Here is a 15,067-nt window from a genome sequence, read left to right on the forward strand (position 1 = left end):
CGGGAGCCAATGTGGGACCGGTACCCCGGTAGGGGGCGGCCGGACTACTGCTCCCCCGGGGCCACCAGTCCCGACTCGTAGGCGAAGACGACCGCCTGGGCGCGGTCGCGCAGGTCGAGCTTGGTGAGGACGCGGCTCACGTGCGTCTTCACCGTCTGCTCGGCCAGCACCAGGTGCTGGGCGATCTCCCCGTTGGACCGGCCGCGGGCGACCAGGGCCAGGACCTCGGTCTCGCGCTCCGTCAGGCCCTTGAGCCGCTGCGCGGGCCTGCCCCGGGCAGGGGGGCGCTGCCGGGCGAAGTCGGCGATGAGGCGGCGCGTCACGGAGGGCGCGAGCAGCGCGTCGCCCGCGGCCACGATCCGGACCGCCGCGATGAGGTCGGCCGGCGGCGCGTCCTTCAGCAGGAAGCCGCTGGCGCCGGCCCGCAGCGCCTCGTACACGTAGTCGTCGACGTCGAACGTGGTCAGCATCAGCACCCGCGGCCGGTGGGTCACCCCGCGTGGCGGCGACAGCAGCCGTCGCGCCGCCTCCAGGCCGTCCATCTCGGGCATCCGCACGTCCATCAGCACGACGTCGGGATGGGTACGCCGGCTCAGCTCGACGCCCTGCGCACCGTCGGGGGCCTCGCCCACCACGTCGATGTCGCTCTGGGCGGCCAGCAGTGCGGCGAATCCGGCCCGCACCATGGCCTGGTCGTCGACGATGATGACGCGCGTCGTCACGTGAAGTCCTCTTCGGTCAGCGGAAGGTGGGCTGCGACCCGGAAGCCGCCGCCGGGCAGCGGGCCGGCGTCGAGGGTGCCGCCGACGAGCCGCACCCGCTCGCGCATGCCGACGAGTCCGTGCCCGGTGCCGCCCGCTTCGAGCGGCGCGGCGGGCGGTCCGGGCGGCCGGTCGTTGACGACGAGGACGGTGAGCCGGTCGCGGCCGGGGTCACCGGCGGGCGCCGCCACCGACAGCGACACCCGCGTCCGGGCACCCGGCGCGTGGCGTACGACGTTCGCGAGGGCCTCCTGGACGATCCGGTACGCCGAGAGTCCCACCGCATCGGGCACCCCGGTCCCGCGGGGAGGGTCGCAGGGGGTGAAGTCCACCGGCACACCCGTCCTCGCCGTCGCCTCCACCAGCTGCCCGATCCGTGCGAGGCCCGGCTGGGGGGCCAGCTCGCCGTGCGCCTCCTCGTTGCGCAGGACGCCGAGGAGCCGTCGCATCTCGCCGAGCGACTCCCGGGCGGTCGCCGCGATGGACGTGAACTCCTCGCGGACGTCCGGCGGCAGCGCCGTCAGGCGGTACTCCGCGGTGTCCGCCTGCACGGTGATGACGGACATGTGGTGCGCCACCACGTCGTGCAGCTCCCGCGCGATGCGGGCCCGCTCCTCCAGCAGCGTCCGCCGGCCGCGCTCGGCCTCGCTGATCGTCTCCTGCTCGGCCAGCCTGCGCTGCACCTCGTGGCGCTCGCGCAGGGCGCCGCCCAGCAGGAGCGCGACGCCGCCGAGGATGGTGAGCAGCAGCTCCCTGGCGCCGGCGCCGTGGGGCGCGACGAACACCAGGCCGACGTTCGCACCCGCCGTCGCCAGCCACACCAGCAGCAGCGTCCGGCGCCGCTCGCGCAGGCCGAGGGCGAGGCAGAGGCCGACGTACCCGACCAGCTCCATGGGCGGGAACGGCCACAGCAGCCGCTCCGGGAAGTCCACGGTGAGCAGCGCCAGCGCACCGGCCACGTCCGCGGCGAAGACCACGTACCAGGCGTGCAGCGGACGGACCACGGCGAGCAGCAGCGGGGCCGCCTGCGCGACGGCCAGGGCGCTCGCCACGCCGCCGTTCAGGCCGTAGTCGGCGGTGAGGACCACGATGGTGGAGGGCAGCAGGGCGACGCTCAGCACGAACGCCACGGCCCACGGCAGCGCCCGCACCCACCGCCGCGAGGCCCCCGCGAGCAGCGGGCGGGGACGCTCCTCCTCCACTGAGGTCATGCGCACCACCCTAGGTGCCCGGCGCATCCGTGCCGTCCTCCCGGGGAGCCAGGCCGAGGTGATACTCCGGTAGGGGGTCGGGGACACCCGGCCGAGCCGCCCCCGCCGGGACCGGACCGCACGGCCGCGTCCCGCACGTCCAGCCCGCGGACCTCGCCCCACCCCCACGACCGTCCGCCCCGCCCCGCCCCGGTCAGCCGCACACCGGGCGCGGTACCGGCGGGTTCGGCCCCCATGTACACAGTCCTCGGTGATCCAGAACAGCCCGATCATGGCCATGGGTGTCTCCCCCCTGACGGTGCGGATGCCGGCGCGGTGCCGGTGTCGTGGGAGGAGACGGACTTGATCATCCCGGGTTCCCGGGTCAGCCCCGTCGGCCCGTGACGCGGAACTCCATCCACTCGACTCCCGGAACGGTGAAGCGGGAGCCGGTGTTCACCGAGGCGACTCCGTCGAACTCACCGTCCGCCCCCGGGTCTCCCAGCGCCCAGGGCGAGGCGATCCGCCACGCACTCCGCAGGACGGAGAGGAGCGCGGCCTCCGGAGCGACCGCCGAGAGGGGCGAGACCAGGCACAGTTCGGCAAGCTCGGGGAACTTCCGGTACCGCTCCTAGGTCTCGATCCGGACGGCCCTGTCCAGCCGAGCCGCAAGCCGGCCGACCGTGCGCTCCGCCGCGCGCCGGTCGTTGGCACGTACGTGACAACGCCATCGGATCGTCTCGAACATGCACCAAGCTTCCCGCACGGGGAGGGACCACCGTGCCCCCGCGAGACGACGCACACGCCGGGTCGCGGGCTCGCTTCGCACCCGACACGGACGCGGCGCCCCGGTCGGACGTGCCGGCCGGGGCCCTCGTCACAACCCGGATGTCAGGTCGCGGCGGCGAGTTCGGCCGAAGGCGCCGGCCGCGGAGTCGCCCGGTCCAGCGGGACGACGACGGAGCCGTGGAATCGGTGCACGGCATCGTCGACGCTGCGGATGAAGCCCGATTCGGTCTTGCCGCGGGAACTGCCCATGCTCTTGAAGAGGGAGAGCCGGAATCCGGTGATCTGGGCGCCGTTCTTCGGGAGCATGTCCCCGGGCTCCGGCCGCAGTCGCTCCAGAGTGCCTCGCGGTCCGCCCGCCTCGCCCTCGACCAGGGTCTCGACATGCAGATCGGCGGGTGCTTCGGCCAGCCGTCTGACGAGGCGTTTGGCCCAGGTCAAGGGGTATCCCTGGTCGGGAGCGGGGAGGTCGAAGGACGTGCGCAGTTTTCCGGTGCGCAGGTCGGCGGTGATCGCCAGGACGCCCGGGGTGCCCTCGATGCGCAGTTCGGCGTGCAGCCTGCCGTCCGTGCACAGACGGTCCGCCATGTCCGCTCGCCGGGCCTCGGGGGCGGACCCCCGCTTGGCGCGCCGTACGGGGAGCACCTTGTGCCCGAGCTCGCCGCCGAGTCCCAGGCAGACCTGCCTGATGAGACGCTCCCAGCTCTCGACCACCTCCAGCAGGCGCGGGTCGCCCTGGCACAGGGTCTCGTCATCGATGCCACGGCGTACGGGCACCCAGGCAGCACCCATGTTCTGGAAACCGTGGCAGCCGGAGTTCTCGTGCTGAAGGTAGTGCAGGAGCTCCTGCAGCAGCCAGGCGTGTGCGGCGTTGCCGACACCCTCGTGCCGCAGCAGCATCTGGGCCTGGTGGGCCACTTCGGCCCAGGACAGATGCCACAGAGCGACCTTGTGCTTGCGCCGGCCGTCGATCTTGACCTCGACGAGCGGGCTGCCCTCCAGGGCGACGTCGTTGGAGAGCGTGATGACGGCCTCGTAGCCTCGACGCGCGGCGATGTCCGCGTAGGCCTGCACCTGCTCGGACCTGAGCGCGTTGCCGTTGGTCTTGGTCTCGACGAGTGCCGTCCACAGCTTGCCCGCCCGCTCCACCCGGATGACCCCGTCAGGACGGCGCGGGGTGTCGCCGTGCGGCAGCGCTACCTCCGTGAAGGTCTCCATGCGGCCCGCCGGAGCACCGAAAGCGGCGGTGAGCCTCCTGCCGAACTCCGGCACCTGTGCCATCACCGACAGCAGCACCGAGGTGGCGCGTGTCTCGCGGTCGCGGTCGCTCTTGAGCGCGGAGACCGGAAAGAGCCTCGCCTCCCGCCAGGAGTCGTTCTCCGCGAGGGACTTCTTCACCACCTTGGGCAGGGTGACCTTCTTCTTGGCGGTGCGGGGACGTGCGGCAGCCTTCTTCGGCCGCGTCTCTTCCTCGGACCGCCGGGGGGCGGGGACCGCTTCCAAGGGCGCAGACGGCGCCTGGCCGGCCGAGGCCGCGGGCGAGAACTCCTGCTCCGCGGCACGAGGCGGCTGCTCCTCGGCGTCGGCCGCGGGCGGCGCGACCTCCTCCGCCTCGGCGTCCGGCTGCTCGTCCGCACCGGCCGCGTCGTCGTCGATGTCCACGCCGAAGTCCGTCGCGAGCCCGGCCAGCCCGTTGTCGTATCCCTGGCCGACTGCCCGGAACTTCCACTCCTCACCGCGCCGGTACAACTCGCCGAAGATGAAGGCGCTCACCGAGCCCGCGTCTTCGATCGTGAACCGGAGCAGGTCGTCCCCGGAGCCGTCGGCCAAGGACACCCGGAGGTCGTCCAACTCCCCGAAGCCGGCTCCTCCGTACCGGCTCGCGGCCACGACCAGCCGTTCCACGTCGGGCGGAACGGCGGTCAGGTCGAAGACGATGCGGTCCTCGCTGCCCTCCCCCGAGGGAGCCTTGCCCAGCAGCTGCACACTGCCGTCGGCGGCGACGGGGTTGTTGTAGAAGTAGAAGTCGGCGTCACTGCGCACCTTCCCGTGCCCGCCCAGCAGCAGGACGGACACGTCCGCGTCGCCCTCCCCGGTCGGGCTGGCCCAGCCCAGGCTCACGATCACCGAGCCGACGCTGTCGCTCAGGGCCGACAGGGCGATGTTGGACCCTTTGACCATTTCGTGCATGGAACCCCCCAGACACTTGCTTCCGAGCCCGGACGGGCTCCCCTCGCCCGTCCGCCATGACGCGTTGTGTGACACACGGCACAATCAACGCACGGCGGCACTCTAATGCGTGGTGAGGGCAATCGGGGCTCCGAGCACAGAAGCACCCGGTGCGGGGCACCCGGCGCACGGCCGGCCGACGGTGTGGCCGGCCGTGGGTGGGTTCTGGTTACGGCGCCACCGGCGTCGTCGGGCCCACCAGTTCCGTCAGGACGTCCTCCATCGTCACGAAGCCCAGGACCGCGCCCGTCTCGCCGGTGACGGCGGCCAGGTGGCTGTCCTCGGTGCGCAGGGCGGTGAGGGTGTCGTCCAGGGGGGTGTCGATGCGGACGCGGGTGACGCGGTGCAGGGCGGTGCGCGGGAAGGGGCTCTCGCGGTCGGTCAGGCCCAGGGTGTCCTTGATGTGCAGGTAGCCGAGGACGGTGCCGCCGGGACCGGTGACCGGGAAGCGGGAGTAGCCCGCGTCGGCGGCCGTGCGTTCCAGCTGGGCCGGGGTGACCGTGTGCGGGACCGTGCGCATCTTCTGGGCCGGGACCAGGATCTCGCCCACCGGGCGGGTGCCCAGCTCCAGCGCGTCGCGCAGGCGTTCGCCGTCGGCCGGGGTGAGCAGGCCGGCCTCGCTGGCGTCGACCACCATGCGGGCCAGCTGGTCGTCGGTGAAGACGGCCTCGACCTCGTCCTTCGGCTCCACCCGCAGCAGCTTGAGGAGCGTGTTGGCGAAGGCGTTGATGCCGAAGACGACCGGCTTGAGGGCGCGGGTGAGGGCGACCAGCGGCGGGCCGAGGACCAGCGCGGTGGTCGCCGGGGCGGCCAGCGCGATGTTCTTCGGGATCATCTCGCCGATCAGCATGTGCAGGTACGTCGCCAGGGTCAGGGCGATGGCGAAGGCGACCGGGTGGACCAGCGCGTGCGGCATGTGCACCGCCTCGAACACGGGCTCCATCAGGTGCGCGATGGCCGGCTCCGCGACCGCGCCGAGCACCAGGGAGGAGACGGTGATGCCCAGCTGGGCCGTGGCCATCAGCTGGGAGATGTGCTGGAGGCCCCACAGGGTCATCCGGGCGCGCTTGTCGCCCGTCTTCGCGCGCGGTTCGATCTGGCTGCGGCGCACCGAGATCATGGCGAACTCGGCGCCCACGAAGAACGCGTTGGTCAGCAGCGTCAGCGCGCCGACGAGGAGCTGTACGACGGTCATCGGGCCAGCTCCCGCTCAGCGTGCGCCGACGGTTCGTGCGACGCGGGTCCGTGCTCCGGCCCGGCATCGTCCGGCGCGGGTCCGTGCGCCGGCCCGGCACCGTCGGGCACGGGGGCCGTGACGCGGAGGCGGTCGGCGCGGTGGTGGTCGACGTCGAGGACGTCGATGCGCCAGCCGTCGAGGACGACCACGTCGCCCTTGGCGGGGATGCGCGTCAGGTGGGTGGCGACCAGGCCGGCCAGGGTCTCGTACGGTCCCTCCGGCGCGGTCAGGCCGATGCGCGCCAGGTGGTCCAGGCGCAGCGAGCCGTCGGCGTCCCAGGCCGCGCGGCCGTCCGACCCGGCGGGGGCGGGCAGCAGGTCCGGCGTCTCGACCGGGTCGTGCTCGTCGCGCACCTCGCCGACGACCTCCTCGACGATGTCCTCGACGGTCGCCACGCCCGCCGTACCGCCGTACTCGTCGATGACGACGGCCATGGTGCGGGTGGCGCGCATGCGCTCGAGGAGGCGGTCGGCGGGCAGGCTGTCCGGCACCAGGAGGGGCGCGGTGGCCAGCTCGGTGACGGGGGTGGACCGGCGCCGCTCCGGCTCCAGGGCCAGCACGTCGCGGATGTGGACGGTGCCGACGACCTCGTCCAGGCTGTCGCGGTAGACCGGGAAGCGGGACAGGCCGGTGGCGTGCGAGAGGTTCGCGGCGTCGGCGGCGGTGGCGTGCGCCTCCAGCGCCTTGACGTCCACGCGCGGGGTCATGACGTTCTCCGCGGTCAGCTCGCTCAGGTGCAGGGTGCGCACGAACAGCTCGGCCGAGTCGGCCTCCAGGGCGCCCTCCGCCGCCGAGTGCTGGGCGAGGGCGACCAGCTCCTCGGCGCTGCGGGCGGACGCCAGCTCCTCGGCCGGCTCCAGGCCGAAGCGGCGCACGAAGCGGTTCGCCGTGTTGTTCAGGTGCCGGATGAAGGGGCCGAAGGCGGTGGTGAAGCCGCGCTGCGGGCCCGCGACGACCTTCGCGACGGCCAGCGGCCGGGAGATCGCCCAGTTCTTGGGGACCAGCTCGCCGACGACCATGAGGACGACCGTGGAGAGGATCACGCCGAGCAGGGTCGCCACCGTGGAGGCGGCGCCGCCCAGGCCGATCGCCGCCAGCGGGCCGCGCAGCAGCGCCGCGATCGACGGCTCGGCCAGCATGCCGATGACCAGGGAGGTCACGGTGATGCCGAGCTGGGCGCCGGACAGCTGGAGGGTCAGGGAGCGTACGGCCTTCAGGGCGCCGTCGGCGCCGCGCTCACCGGACTCGGCGGCCCGCTCCAGGTCACCGCGCTCGACGGTGGTGAGGGAGAACTCGGCCGCGACGAAGACCGCGCAGGCGAGGGTGAGCAGGAGGGCCAGCAGGAGCAGCAGGACCTCGGTCACCGTGCCACCCCGCTTCCCTCACGCACAGACGGGGGAACGGACGGGCCGGCCGAGGCGCGGCCGGTACTAGGGGGCTCCATTACGGAACGGGACTCCTTAGCGGGGTCGGCGGGCGCCGGTACCAGCCGGGCGCCCGAGGGTTCTCCCTCATGGTAAAGGACGAGCAAAGAGAGCGGGAGTCCTGAGACCCCTATGCTTCTACTCGCCTGTAGAGAACGGCCGGGCCGTTCCGGTTGTTCCCCGCACGAAACGTGAAGGAGTGAACGCCTCGATGGTGTTCAAGCGGCTGCTCGGTTCCCTCGGCGTGGGCGGACCCACGGTGGACACGGTCCTCGACCCGGGCGCCGCCCGGCCGGGAGGCACGTTGTCGGGCCGGATCCACCTGGTCGGCGGCACCGCCGACCACGACGTCGAGCACGTCGCGCTGGAGCTGGTGGCCCGCGTGGAGACCGAGCACGAGGGGGGCGGCCCGGGAGGTGAGGGCGAAGGCGTCCTCACCTTCGGCCGGCAGGTCGTCGCCGGGGCCTTCCGGCTCGCGGCGGGCGAGGAGACGAGCCTCCCGTTCACGGTGGCGCTGCCCTGGGAGACCCCGGTCACCGAGCTGCACGGACAGCCCCTGGGCATCGTGCTCGGCGTGCGCACCGAGCTGGCGGTCGCCGGCGCCCGGGACAAGGGCGACCTCGACCCGCTGAGCGTGGCGCCGCTCCCGGCCCAGGAGGCGGTCCTGGAGGCCCTCGGGCAGCTCGGCTTCGGCTTCCGCTCCGCCGACCTGGAGCCGGGCCGCATCGGCGGCACCGGGCAGAAGCTGCCCTTCTACCAGGAGATCGAGCTGACTCCGCCCCCGCGCTACGCCCACCAGGCCGCCGAGATCGAGCTGACCTTCCTGGCCGTGCCGGACGCCCTCGAAGTGGTGCTGGAGGCGGACAAGCGCGGCGGCCCGTTCTCCGACGGCCACGACGCGCTCAGCCGCTTCACCGTCCCGCACGAGGGTCCCGCCGGGCCGCAGGACTGGAGCGCCCTCGTCGACGGCTGGATCCAGGAGCTGGTCGAGCACCGCGCGTCGTACGGCTCCCACGCGGTGTACGGCCACGACTCCGGGTACGGCGGCCACGACCCCGGATACGGCGGCCACGGCGGTCACGAGGCGGGCCACTCGGGCGGCGGGACCGGGACCGGTGCCGCCCTCGCGGCCGGGGCGGCGGGGATCGCCGGGGGCATGGTGGCGGCCGAAGTCGTCGACGAGGTCGGGGACTTCTTCGAGGACGCCGCCGAGGACGAGGACGGCGAGTACGACGGGTACGCCGCCGAGGACTGATAACTTCTACAGTGCTGTAGAGGTCGGGTTCGCACCCGATCACCCCCTTCCCGTCCGACCGGTACGGAGTACGGAGTTCTCATGGCCCTGTGGGACCGCCTCAAGGAGTCCGCGTCGCAGATGCAGACGCAGCTCGTCGCGAAGAAGAACGACCTCAAGAGCGGCGCCTTCCGCGACGCCAGCATGGCGATGTGCGCGCTGGTGGCGGCGGCCGACGGCACCGTCGACCCCGCCGAGCGGCAGCGGGTCGCCCAGCTGATCTCGACCAACGAGGTGCTGCAGAACTTCCCCGCCGACGACCTGCGCCGCCGGTTCGAGGGCAACCTGGACAAGCTGACCGCCGACTTCGCCTTCGGCAAGGTCGGCATCCTCCAGGAGATCGCCAAGGCGAAGAAGAAGCCCGCCGAGGCACGGGCCGTGGTGCAGATCGGCATCGTGATCGGCGGCGCCGACGGGGACTTCGACAAGGACGAGCGCGCCGTGGTCCGCGAGGCGTGCTACGCCCTCGACCTGCCGCCGCACGAGTTCGACCTCTGAGCCTCGAGGCCGCGCCGCCGGGCCCGCCGGCGGTGCCGTAGATTCCGTGGGCGGGCCCGTGCCGCGGGCCCGCACCGCACGTCCACCAGGGGAGCACCGTGTTCGGACTCAGCGAGATCGCGCTCGTCCTCGTCGTCGTCGCCGTCGTCCTCGCCGTCAAGAAGCTCCCCGAGCTGACCCGCTCGGCGGGCAGGTCGGCCCGCATCCTCAAGTCCGAGGCCCGCGCGACGAGGGACGCGGACGAACCGGGGACGCCGCGCGTCATCCAGGGGGAGGCGGTCCGGCGCGAGGACGGCCCCGGCACCGGCGCCCAGGACACGCCCCGGGCCTGACCGGCGTACCGGCGGGCGGGTCAGGACGGATCCTCCGGCACGGCCGACAGCAGGCTGTGCACGATCGGGCCCGCGGAACCGCCGCCGGTGACGCCCTCCTCGACCACGACGGCGACGGCCACGTTGCCCCGGTGGGCGACGAGCCAGCCGTTGTTGTCCTGGTCGTCGGAGACCTCCGCGGTACCGGTCTTGGCGCCGACCTCGCCGGGCAGATCGGCCAGGACGCGTGCCGTGCCGTCGGTGACGGTGGCCCGCATCAGCTCGCGCAGCTGCGTGACGACCTTGCCGGGGAGCGGCTCGGTGCGGGTCCCGTCCTCGTGGCCCGCGGTGACGGACGGCTGGTGGAACTCGCCGGAGACCGCGGTGGCCGTCACCGACGCCATGATCAGCGGGTTGGCCTGGACGCGGCCCTGCCCGATCATCGACGCCGCCTTCTCCGTCTCGTCCTTGGGATCCGGCACCGAGCCGTCGTACGTCGGGATGCCGATGTGCCACTCCTGTCCGACCCCGAAGTAGGTGCGCGCGACCTTGCCCAGCTCACCGTCGTCGAGCTTGCCGCGCAGGCCGATGAAGGCGGTGTTGCAGGACTCGGTGAAGTCCTTGCGGAAGGTGGCGCCCGGGTGTTCCGACGTCTCGACGTTGTGGAACTCCTTGCCCACCGTCAGGTACTTGGGACAGTCCACGACGTCGTCGGGCGCGACCGCGTCCTTGAGCAGCAGGGCGCTGCTGGTGACGATCTTCCAGGTGGAGCCGGGCGCGTAGGTGCCGGAGGCGGCGCGGTTGAAGCCGGTGGAGGGGGAGTTGGCGAGGGCGAGGACCTCGCCGTCGTCGACGCGCAGGGCGACGAGGGAGGCGTTCTTCCCGCCGGCCTCCCCGAGGGCCTTCTCCGCGGCGGCCTGCCAGGTCGCGTCGAGGGTGGTGCGGGCGGGCCGGTCCGCGGTCGCCGGGTCGGGCTTCTTCCCGAAGGACGCCTCGGTACGTACCGTCTCGCCGTCGGCCCGGCCGACCAGCTCGATCGCACCGCGCGGACCGCCGCCGCCCGCGTCACCGGCGAGCCGGCCCAGGAGCGGGGCCAGGGACGGGTACGCGCCGTCCACGAGCGAGACCCCCTGGCGGTCCGTGACCTGCGGCGGGGTGCTCTCCTCGCGTTCGAGGCGGAACTTCTGCGTGTCGCTCAGCCGCGGGTGCACCAGGGACAGCCGCCAGTCCACCTTCCAGCCGCCGCCCTCCTGCTCGCGCAGCGGCAGCCGCGACTCGTACGTCCAGGTGCCCAGGCCGGTGACCGGCATCCGGGCGGTGAACGGGACGCCGAGGGTGCCGTCCTCGTCCTCCTTCGCCGCGCCGGCCGCCGCCGTCAGCTTCGGTTTCTCGATGTCGAGCCCGGCGGTGAAGCTCCGCAGCACCTCCTGCGCCTTCGCCGGCTCGGTGGTGCGGCCGGCGGCGTTCGGCAGGCGCCCGGCGGCCCAGTCGGCGAGGAAGGCACGCGCCTGCCGCAACGCGGCCGGGTCGGGTCCGTCGTCGCCGCGTGCGAAGGGGCCGACCCCGGCGGCGTACGAGCCGCCCGCGGCGATCGCGAGCACGAGCGCCACGGCGGCGACGGCCCGCACACCGTTGCGGGGCCCGCGACCGCGGGGAGAGACGGGGCGGGGGGAGCGGGCGGAGTAGGGCGAGTGGGAGAGGTCGGACATCGGGAAGTCCTTGTCGGTCAGCGGCCGGGGCCGGGGTCGGTGAAGAAGTCGAGGATCGTGTCGGTCGCGTCCAGGGCCTTGCTGACGGGGCCGAACCCCTCGGGCGGGGGGACGGCCGAGCCCGGCCAGGTGTGTCCGGCGCCGTGGACGACGAGGAGGCGCACGGTGCCACCGTGCCGGGCGCCGCTCCCGAGCCGCCACACCGTCCGGTCGTAGCCCCTCTCCTGCCGCGTGACCGGTTCGCCCGCGTTCCCGGCCGCCGCGAAGGCCGCCGCGGTGTCGCGGGCCGACCGGGTCGGCAGGACCGGTTCCCCGGGGTCCGGCGGCGGGGAGGGCAGCCCGGCGAGGGGCCGGACGGGGTCGTCGGCGCCGTAGACGACCATGACGGGGACCGGCCCGGCGGGCTCCACGGCGGCGTCGCCGGTGGGCAGTTGCCCGGAGACCGAGGCCGCGCCGGCGAGCAGCTCGGGGCGCTCGGCGGCCATCCGCAGGGCCATCGAGCCGCCGTTGGAGAACCCGGCGACGTAGACCCGGGCGGGGTCGGCCCGCTCGGTGCGGACCAGGTGCGCGATCAGCGCCTCGGTGAACCGCACGTCCCGGCCGGGGTCCGGGCGCTGCTTCGTGGCCCGGGCGCCCGCGCCCCAGCCGTGGCCGAGGCCCTCGGGGAAGGCGACGAGCATGCCGCGCGCGGCGGCGGCTCGCTCCAGCCGGGTCTTGGCGCGCAGTTCGGCCGCGTCGGCGCCACGGCCGTGGAAGGCGACGACGAGGGGCCGCGGTCCTTCGGCACCGGGGGCGGGGGCGGGCCGGTGCAGGAGGTAGCGGCGGACGTCGCCGTCCACACGGAGCCGCCCGCGGACCTCGGGCCCCGGGGTGGCCGTCCCGGCGCCGCCGGCCGGGGCGGACGGGACGCCCGGCGACGGCGCCGCGTCCGGACGGTCGGAGTCGGCGGCGCAGCCGGACAGCGGCAGGACGACGGAGAGGGCGAGCACACCGGGCCACCGGCGGAATCGGTCACGGAGGGAGCGCATGGCCCGAGGAGAGCAACCCGGCGGAGCCCCTGTCCAAGACCGATATGGATGTCCGCTCGATCAATCCCCGATATGATTACTGGTCGTGGACCTGGTGCGGCACCTGGAGTGCTTCGTGGCTGTTGCAGAAGAGTCACACTTCGGGCGTGCCGCGGCCCGGCTCGGCATGGCCCAGCCGCCCCTGTCGCAGCGCATCCAGCGGCTGGAGAAGGAGCTGGGCGTCCGGCTCTTCGAGCGCACCAGCCGTCAGGTGACGATCACCGAGGCGGGCACGCTGCTGCTCACCGAGGCCCGTGAGCTGCTGGCCCGCGCCGAGTCCCTGCGCAGTGCCGCCCGCCGCATCCGGGACGGCGAGAGCGGCATGCTGCGCGCCGCGCTGTCCCCCGACATCTCCGGCGAGACCGTCGCCGCGCTGCTGGCGGACTTCCGGCGCCGGCACGCGGGGCTCCGCCTGGAGCTGCACGAGCTGACCACCGCCCAGCAACTCGCCGGTTTCGCCGCCCACGAGCTGGACGTCGGCCTCATCCACCACCCCTGCGACGTCACCGGCCTGGAGCTGGGCCCGGTGCTCCGCCGCGACCTCGGCGTCCTGCTGCCGCGGGGTGCCCCGCAGACGGAGCTGGACGAGGTGCCGCTCGCCGCCCTCGCCGGCTACGACCTGGTCCTCTTCCCGCGCGCCGACGCCCCCGCGGTCTACGACGACCTGCTCACCTCCTGTGCCCGGGGCGGCTGGACGCCGGCCACCGTGCGGCACGGCCAGGGGGCGAGTTTCGTCCGCGGCCTGGTCCTGTCGTCCGGGGCCGTCGCCCTCGGTCCCCGCGACACCCGGCTCGTGATCCCCGGCGACCAGGACCTGGTCTGGCGCCCGCTGGCCGGGGCCCCGCCCGTCTGGCGGCACTCCGCGGCCTGGCCCAAGGGACGCGGCGACGCCGCCGTGGGCGCCTTCGCGGACGCGGCGACCCACGCCCTGCGCACCACGGCCGACGCCCACTCCGAGGCACCCGCCCGGCCCCTGCACCTCCGCCCGGCATCGGAGTTCTGGCTGTGACCGACACCGCCGCCATCGGCTGCCCGCCCGCACACCGCCCGACGGCCACCGCCATCGGCTGCCCGCCCGCACACCACCCGACGGCCACCGCCATCGGCTGCCCGCCCGCACACCACCCGACGGCCACCGCCATCGGCTGCCCGCAGGCACGCCGTTCGACCACCGCCGCCACGCCCTACGGCCGTCCACCCGCACTCCGTTCGGCTGCCACCGCCTCCGGTTCTCCCCAGGCGCTCCCCGCGACCGCCACCGTCCGCCCGCCGACCGCCAACGCCTCCGGCCGTCCACCCGCGCTCCGTTCGGCTGCCACCGTCTCCGGTTCTCCCCGGGCGCTCCCCGCGACCGCCACCGTCCGCCCGCCGACCGCCAACGCCTCCGGCCGTCCACCCGCACTCCGTTCGGCTGCCACCGCCTCCGGTTCTCCCCGGGCGCTCCCCGCGACCGCCACCGTCCGCCCGCCGACCGCCAACGCCTCCGGCCGTCCGCAGGCACGCCGTTGGACCGCCACCGGCTCCGGGCGGCCACCCACGCCCCGTCGGACCGCCGCCGCCTCCGGCCGCCCCCAGGCACACCGTTGGACCGCCACCGACACCCCCGGGACCGTCCCGCCCCCCGCCGCAGAGAGCCGGCCGGTGGGCCTGCGCCCGGCGTCGGAGGTCACGGCATGACCGACACCTCCACCGCCGCCCGGCTGAACGCGGCCTTCACCGACGCCGGGGTCACCGGGTGGCTGCACGCCGTGGACATCGACTCGGGGGCACAGGTCGGGGCCGGGGCCGATCAGCCGGTCTGCACGGCCAGCGTCCACAAGCTGTGCGTACTGGTGGCGCTGCACGAGCTGGCGGCGGCCGGGGCGCTGGACCTCACGGAGCGGATCGAGTGCCCGCCGGCCGGACGCACCCCGGGGCCGACCGGGCTCGCGGCCATGCTCGACCCGGTCCGGCTGTCGCTGCGCGACGCCGCCTTCCTGATGATGTCGGTCAGCGACAACACCGCCGCCGACCTGCTGGTGCGCCGGGTCGGTCTGGACGCCGTGAACCGCACCACCGCGCGGCTCGGCCTCACCAGGACACGGGCGGTGCACGGCTTCGGCGAGATGCTGGGCACCATGCGCGAGGACGCCGGGCCCGACGGCGCCCGGGCGCTGACCGACCCGCGTGTCATCACCCGGCTGCGGGCCCTGGACCCGGCCCGCACCAACCGCAGCACCCCCCGGGACATGACCCGCCTGCTCGGCGCGGTGTGGCGGGACGAGGCCTGCCCGCCCGAGTACGGCGCCGCGATGCGCCGGATCATGGGGCTCCAGGTGTGGCCGCACCGCCTGGCCTCGGGGTTCCCCTTCGACGACGTGCACGTCGCGGGCAAGACCGGCAGCCTGCCGACCCTGCGCAACGAGGTCGGCGTCGTCGAGTACCCCGACGGCGGCCGCTACGCCGTGGCCGTCTTCACCCGCACCGCCCACACCGCGGCCGTGCTCCCGGCGGCGGACGCGGTGATCGGCACCGCCGCCCGGATCGCGGTGGACGCCCTGCGGACCCAGTAGGGACATATC

At 74.3% G+C, this 15,067-nt stretch carries 12 protein-coding genes; 5 read left to right on the plus strand and 7 right to left on the minus strand.

What is annotated here, in order from left to right; all coding sequences use genetic code 11:
* Positions 1 to 44: 44 nt before the first annotated feature.
* From EV562_RS23250 to EV562_RS23275, 5 genes are all read right to left on the minus strand, one after another.
* On the minus strand, positions 45 to 722 hold the full coding sequence (locus EV562_RS23250; RefSeq protein WP_133888755.1) for a response regulator transcription factor: 678 nt from the start codon (positions 720 to 722) through the stop codon (positions 45 to 47).
* A complete protein-coding gene (locus EV562_RS23255; RefSeq protein WP_166661956.1) occupies positions 719 to 1,972 on the minus strand; it encodes a sensor histidine kinase in 1,254 nt (417 codons plus the stop codon). Before EV562_RS23255 ends, EV562_RS23250 begins: the two co-directional genes overlap by 4 nt.
* A gap of 870 nt (positions 1,973 to 2,842) precedes the next feature.
* Entirely contained in the window at positions 2,843 to 4,927 is a 2,085-nt protein-coding gene (locus tag EV562_RS23265; protein ID WP_133888757.1) for a TerD family protein, read from the minus strand.
* A 208-nt stretch (positions 4,928 to 5,135) separates the two neighbouring features.
* Positions 5,136 to 6,161, minus strand: a complete 1,026-nt coding sequence (locus tag EV562_RS23270) for a hemolysin family protein (RefSeq protein WP_133888758.1) — start codon at positions 6,159 to 6,161, stop codon at positions 5,136 to 5,138.
* Positions 6,158 to 7,567, minus strand: a complete 1,410-nt coding sequence (locus tag EV562_RS23275) for a hemolysin family protein (protein ID WP_133888759.1) — start codon at positions 7,565 to 7,567, stop codon at positions 6,158 to 6,160. Before EV562_RS23275 ends, EV562_RS23270 begins: the two co-directional genes overlap by 4 nt.
* Positions 7,568 to 7,838: 271 nt before the next feature.
* Here EV562_RS23275 and EV562_RS23280 point away from each other — a divergent pair, with 271 nt between their 5' ends.
* From EV562_RS23280 to EV562_RS23290, 3 genes are all read left to right on the plus strand, one after another.
* The gene (locus EV562_RS23280; RefSeq protein ID WP_133888760.1) at positions 7,839 to 8,882 is read left to right on the plus strand and encodes a sporulation protein; all 1,044 of its coding nucleotides are present in this window, start codon (positions 7,839 to 7,841) and stop codon (positions 8,880 to 8,882) included.
* A gap of 81 nt (positions 8,883 to 8,963) precedes the next feature.
* Positions 8,964 to 9,419, plus strand: a complete 456-nt coding sequence (locus EV562_RS23285; RefSeq protein ID WP_133888761.1) for a tellurite resistance TerB family protein — start codon at positions 8,964 to 8,966, stop codon at positions 9,417 to 9,419.
* Between the two features lie 98 nt (positions 9,420 to 9,517).
* Positions 9,518 to 9,751: a twin-arginine translocase TatA/TatE family subunit gene (locus tag EV562_RS23290; protein ID WP_133888762.1), complete on the plus strand. Its 234-nt coding sequence runs from the start codon at positions 9,518 to 9,520 to the stop codon at positions 9,749 to 9,751.
* Between the two features lie 20 nt (positions 9,752 to 9,771).
* On the opposite strand, the gene EV562_RS23295 is transcribed toward EV562_RS23290, so the two are convergent.
* Together EV562_RS23295 and EV562_RS23300 are read right to left on the minus strand one after the other, a co-directional pair.
* Positions 9,772 to 11,439, minus strand: a complete 1,668-nt coding sequence (locus EV562_RS23295) for a penicillin-binding transpeptidase domain-containing protein (RefSeq protein ID WP_133888763.1) — start codon at positions 11,437 to 11,439, stop codon at positions 9,772 to 9,774.
* A gap of 17 nt (positions 11,440 to 11,456) precedes the next feature.
* The gene (locus EV562_RS23300) at positions 11,457 to 12,467 is read right to left on the minus strand and encodes a PHB depolymerase family esterase (RefSeq protein ID WP_133888764.1); all 1,011 of its coding nucleotides are present in this window, start codon (positions 12,465 to 12,467) and stop codon (positions 11,457 to 11,459) included.
* A 115-nt stretch (positions 12,468 to 12,582) separates the two neighbouring features.
* Here EV562_RS23300 and EV562_RS23305 point away from each other — a divergent pair, with 115 nt between their 5' ends.
* A complete protein-coding gene (locus EV562_RS23305; protein WP_243860128.1) occupies positions 12,583 to 13,515 on the plus strand; it encodes a LysR substrate-binding domain-containing protein in 933 nt (310 codons plus the stop codon).
* A gap of 664 nt (positions 13,516 to 14,179) precedes the next feature.
* Complete coding sequence (locus tag EV562_RS23310; RefSeq protein ID WP_133888766.1) at positions 14,180 to 15,058, plus strand: serine hydrolase; 879 nt, start codon at positions 14,180 to 14,182, stop codon at positions 15,056 to 15,058.
* Positions 15,059 to 15,067: the final 9 nt, after the last annotated feature.

The organism is Streptomyces sp. BK208 (assembly GCF_004364245.1).
Taxonomy (GTDB): Bacteria; Actinomycetota; Actinomycetes; order Streptomycetales; family Streptomycetaceae; genus Streptomyces.

Excerpts from the sequence above, each read along its gene's own strand:
- EV562_RS23255 (WP_166661956.1), bottom strand. The coding sequence starts at position 1,972 with ATGACCTCAGTGGAGGAGGAGCGTCCCCGCCCGCTGCTCGCGGGGGCC.
- EV562_RS23265 (WP_133888757.1), bottom strand. The coding sequence starts at position 4,927 with ATGCACGAAATGGTCAAAGGGTCCAACATCGCCCTGTCGGCCCTGAGC.
- EV562_RS23270 (WP_133888758.1), bottom strand. The coding sequence starts at position 6,161 with ATGACCGTCGTACAGCTCCTCGTCGGCGCGCTGACGCTGCTGACCAAC.
- EV562_RS23280 (WP_133888760.1), top strand. The coding sequence starts at position 7,839 with ATGGTGTTCAAGCGGCTGCTCGGTTCCCTCGGCGTGGGCGGACCCACG.
- EV562_RS23285 (WP_133888761.1), top strand. The coding sequence starts at position 8,964 with ATGGCCCTGTGGGACCGCCTCAAGGAGTCCGCGTCGCAGATGCAGACG.
- EV562_RS23295 (WP_133888763.1), bottom strand. The coding sequence starts at position 11,439 with ATGTCCGACCTCTCCCACTCGCCCTACTCCGCCCGCTCCCCCCGCCCC.
- EV562_RS23300 (WP_133888764.1), bottom strand. The coding sequence starts at position 12,467 with ATGCGCTCCCTCCGTGACCGATTCCGCCGGTGGCCCGGTGTGCTCGCC.
- EV562_RS23310 (WP_133888766.1), top strand. The coding sequence starts at position 14,180 with ATGACCGACACCTCCACCGCCGCCCGGCTGAACGCGGCCTTCACCGAC.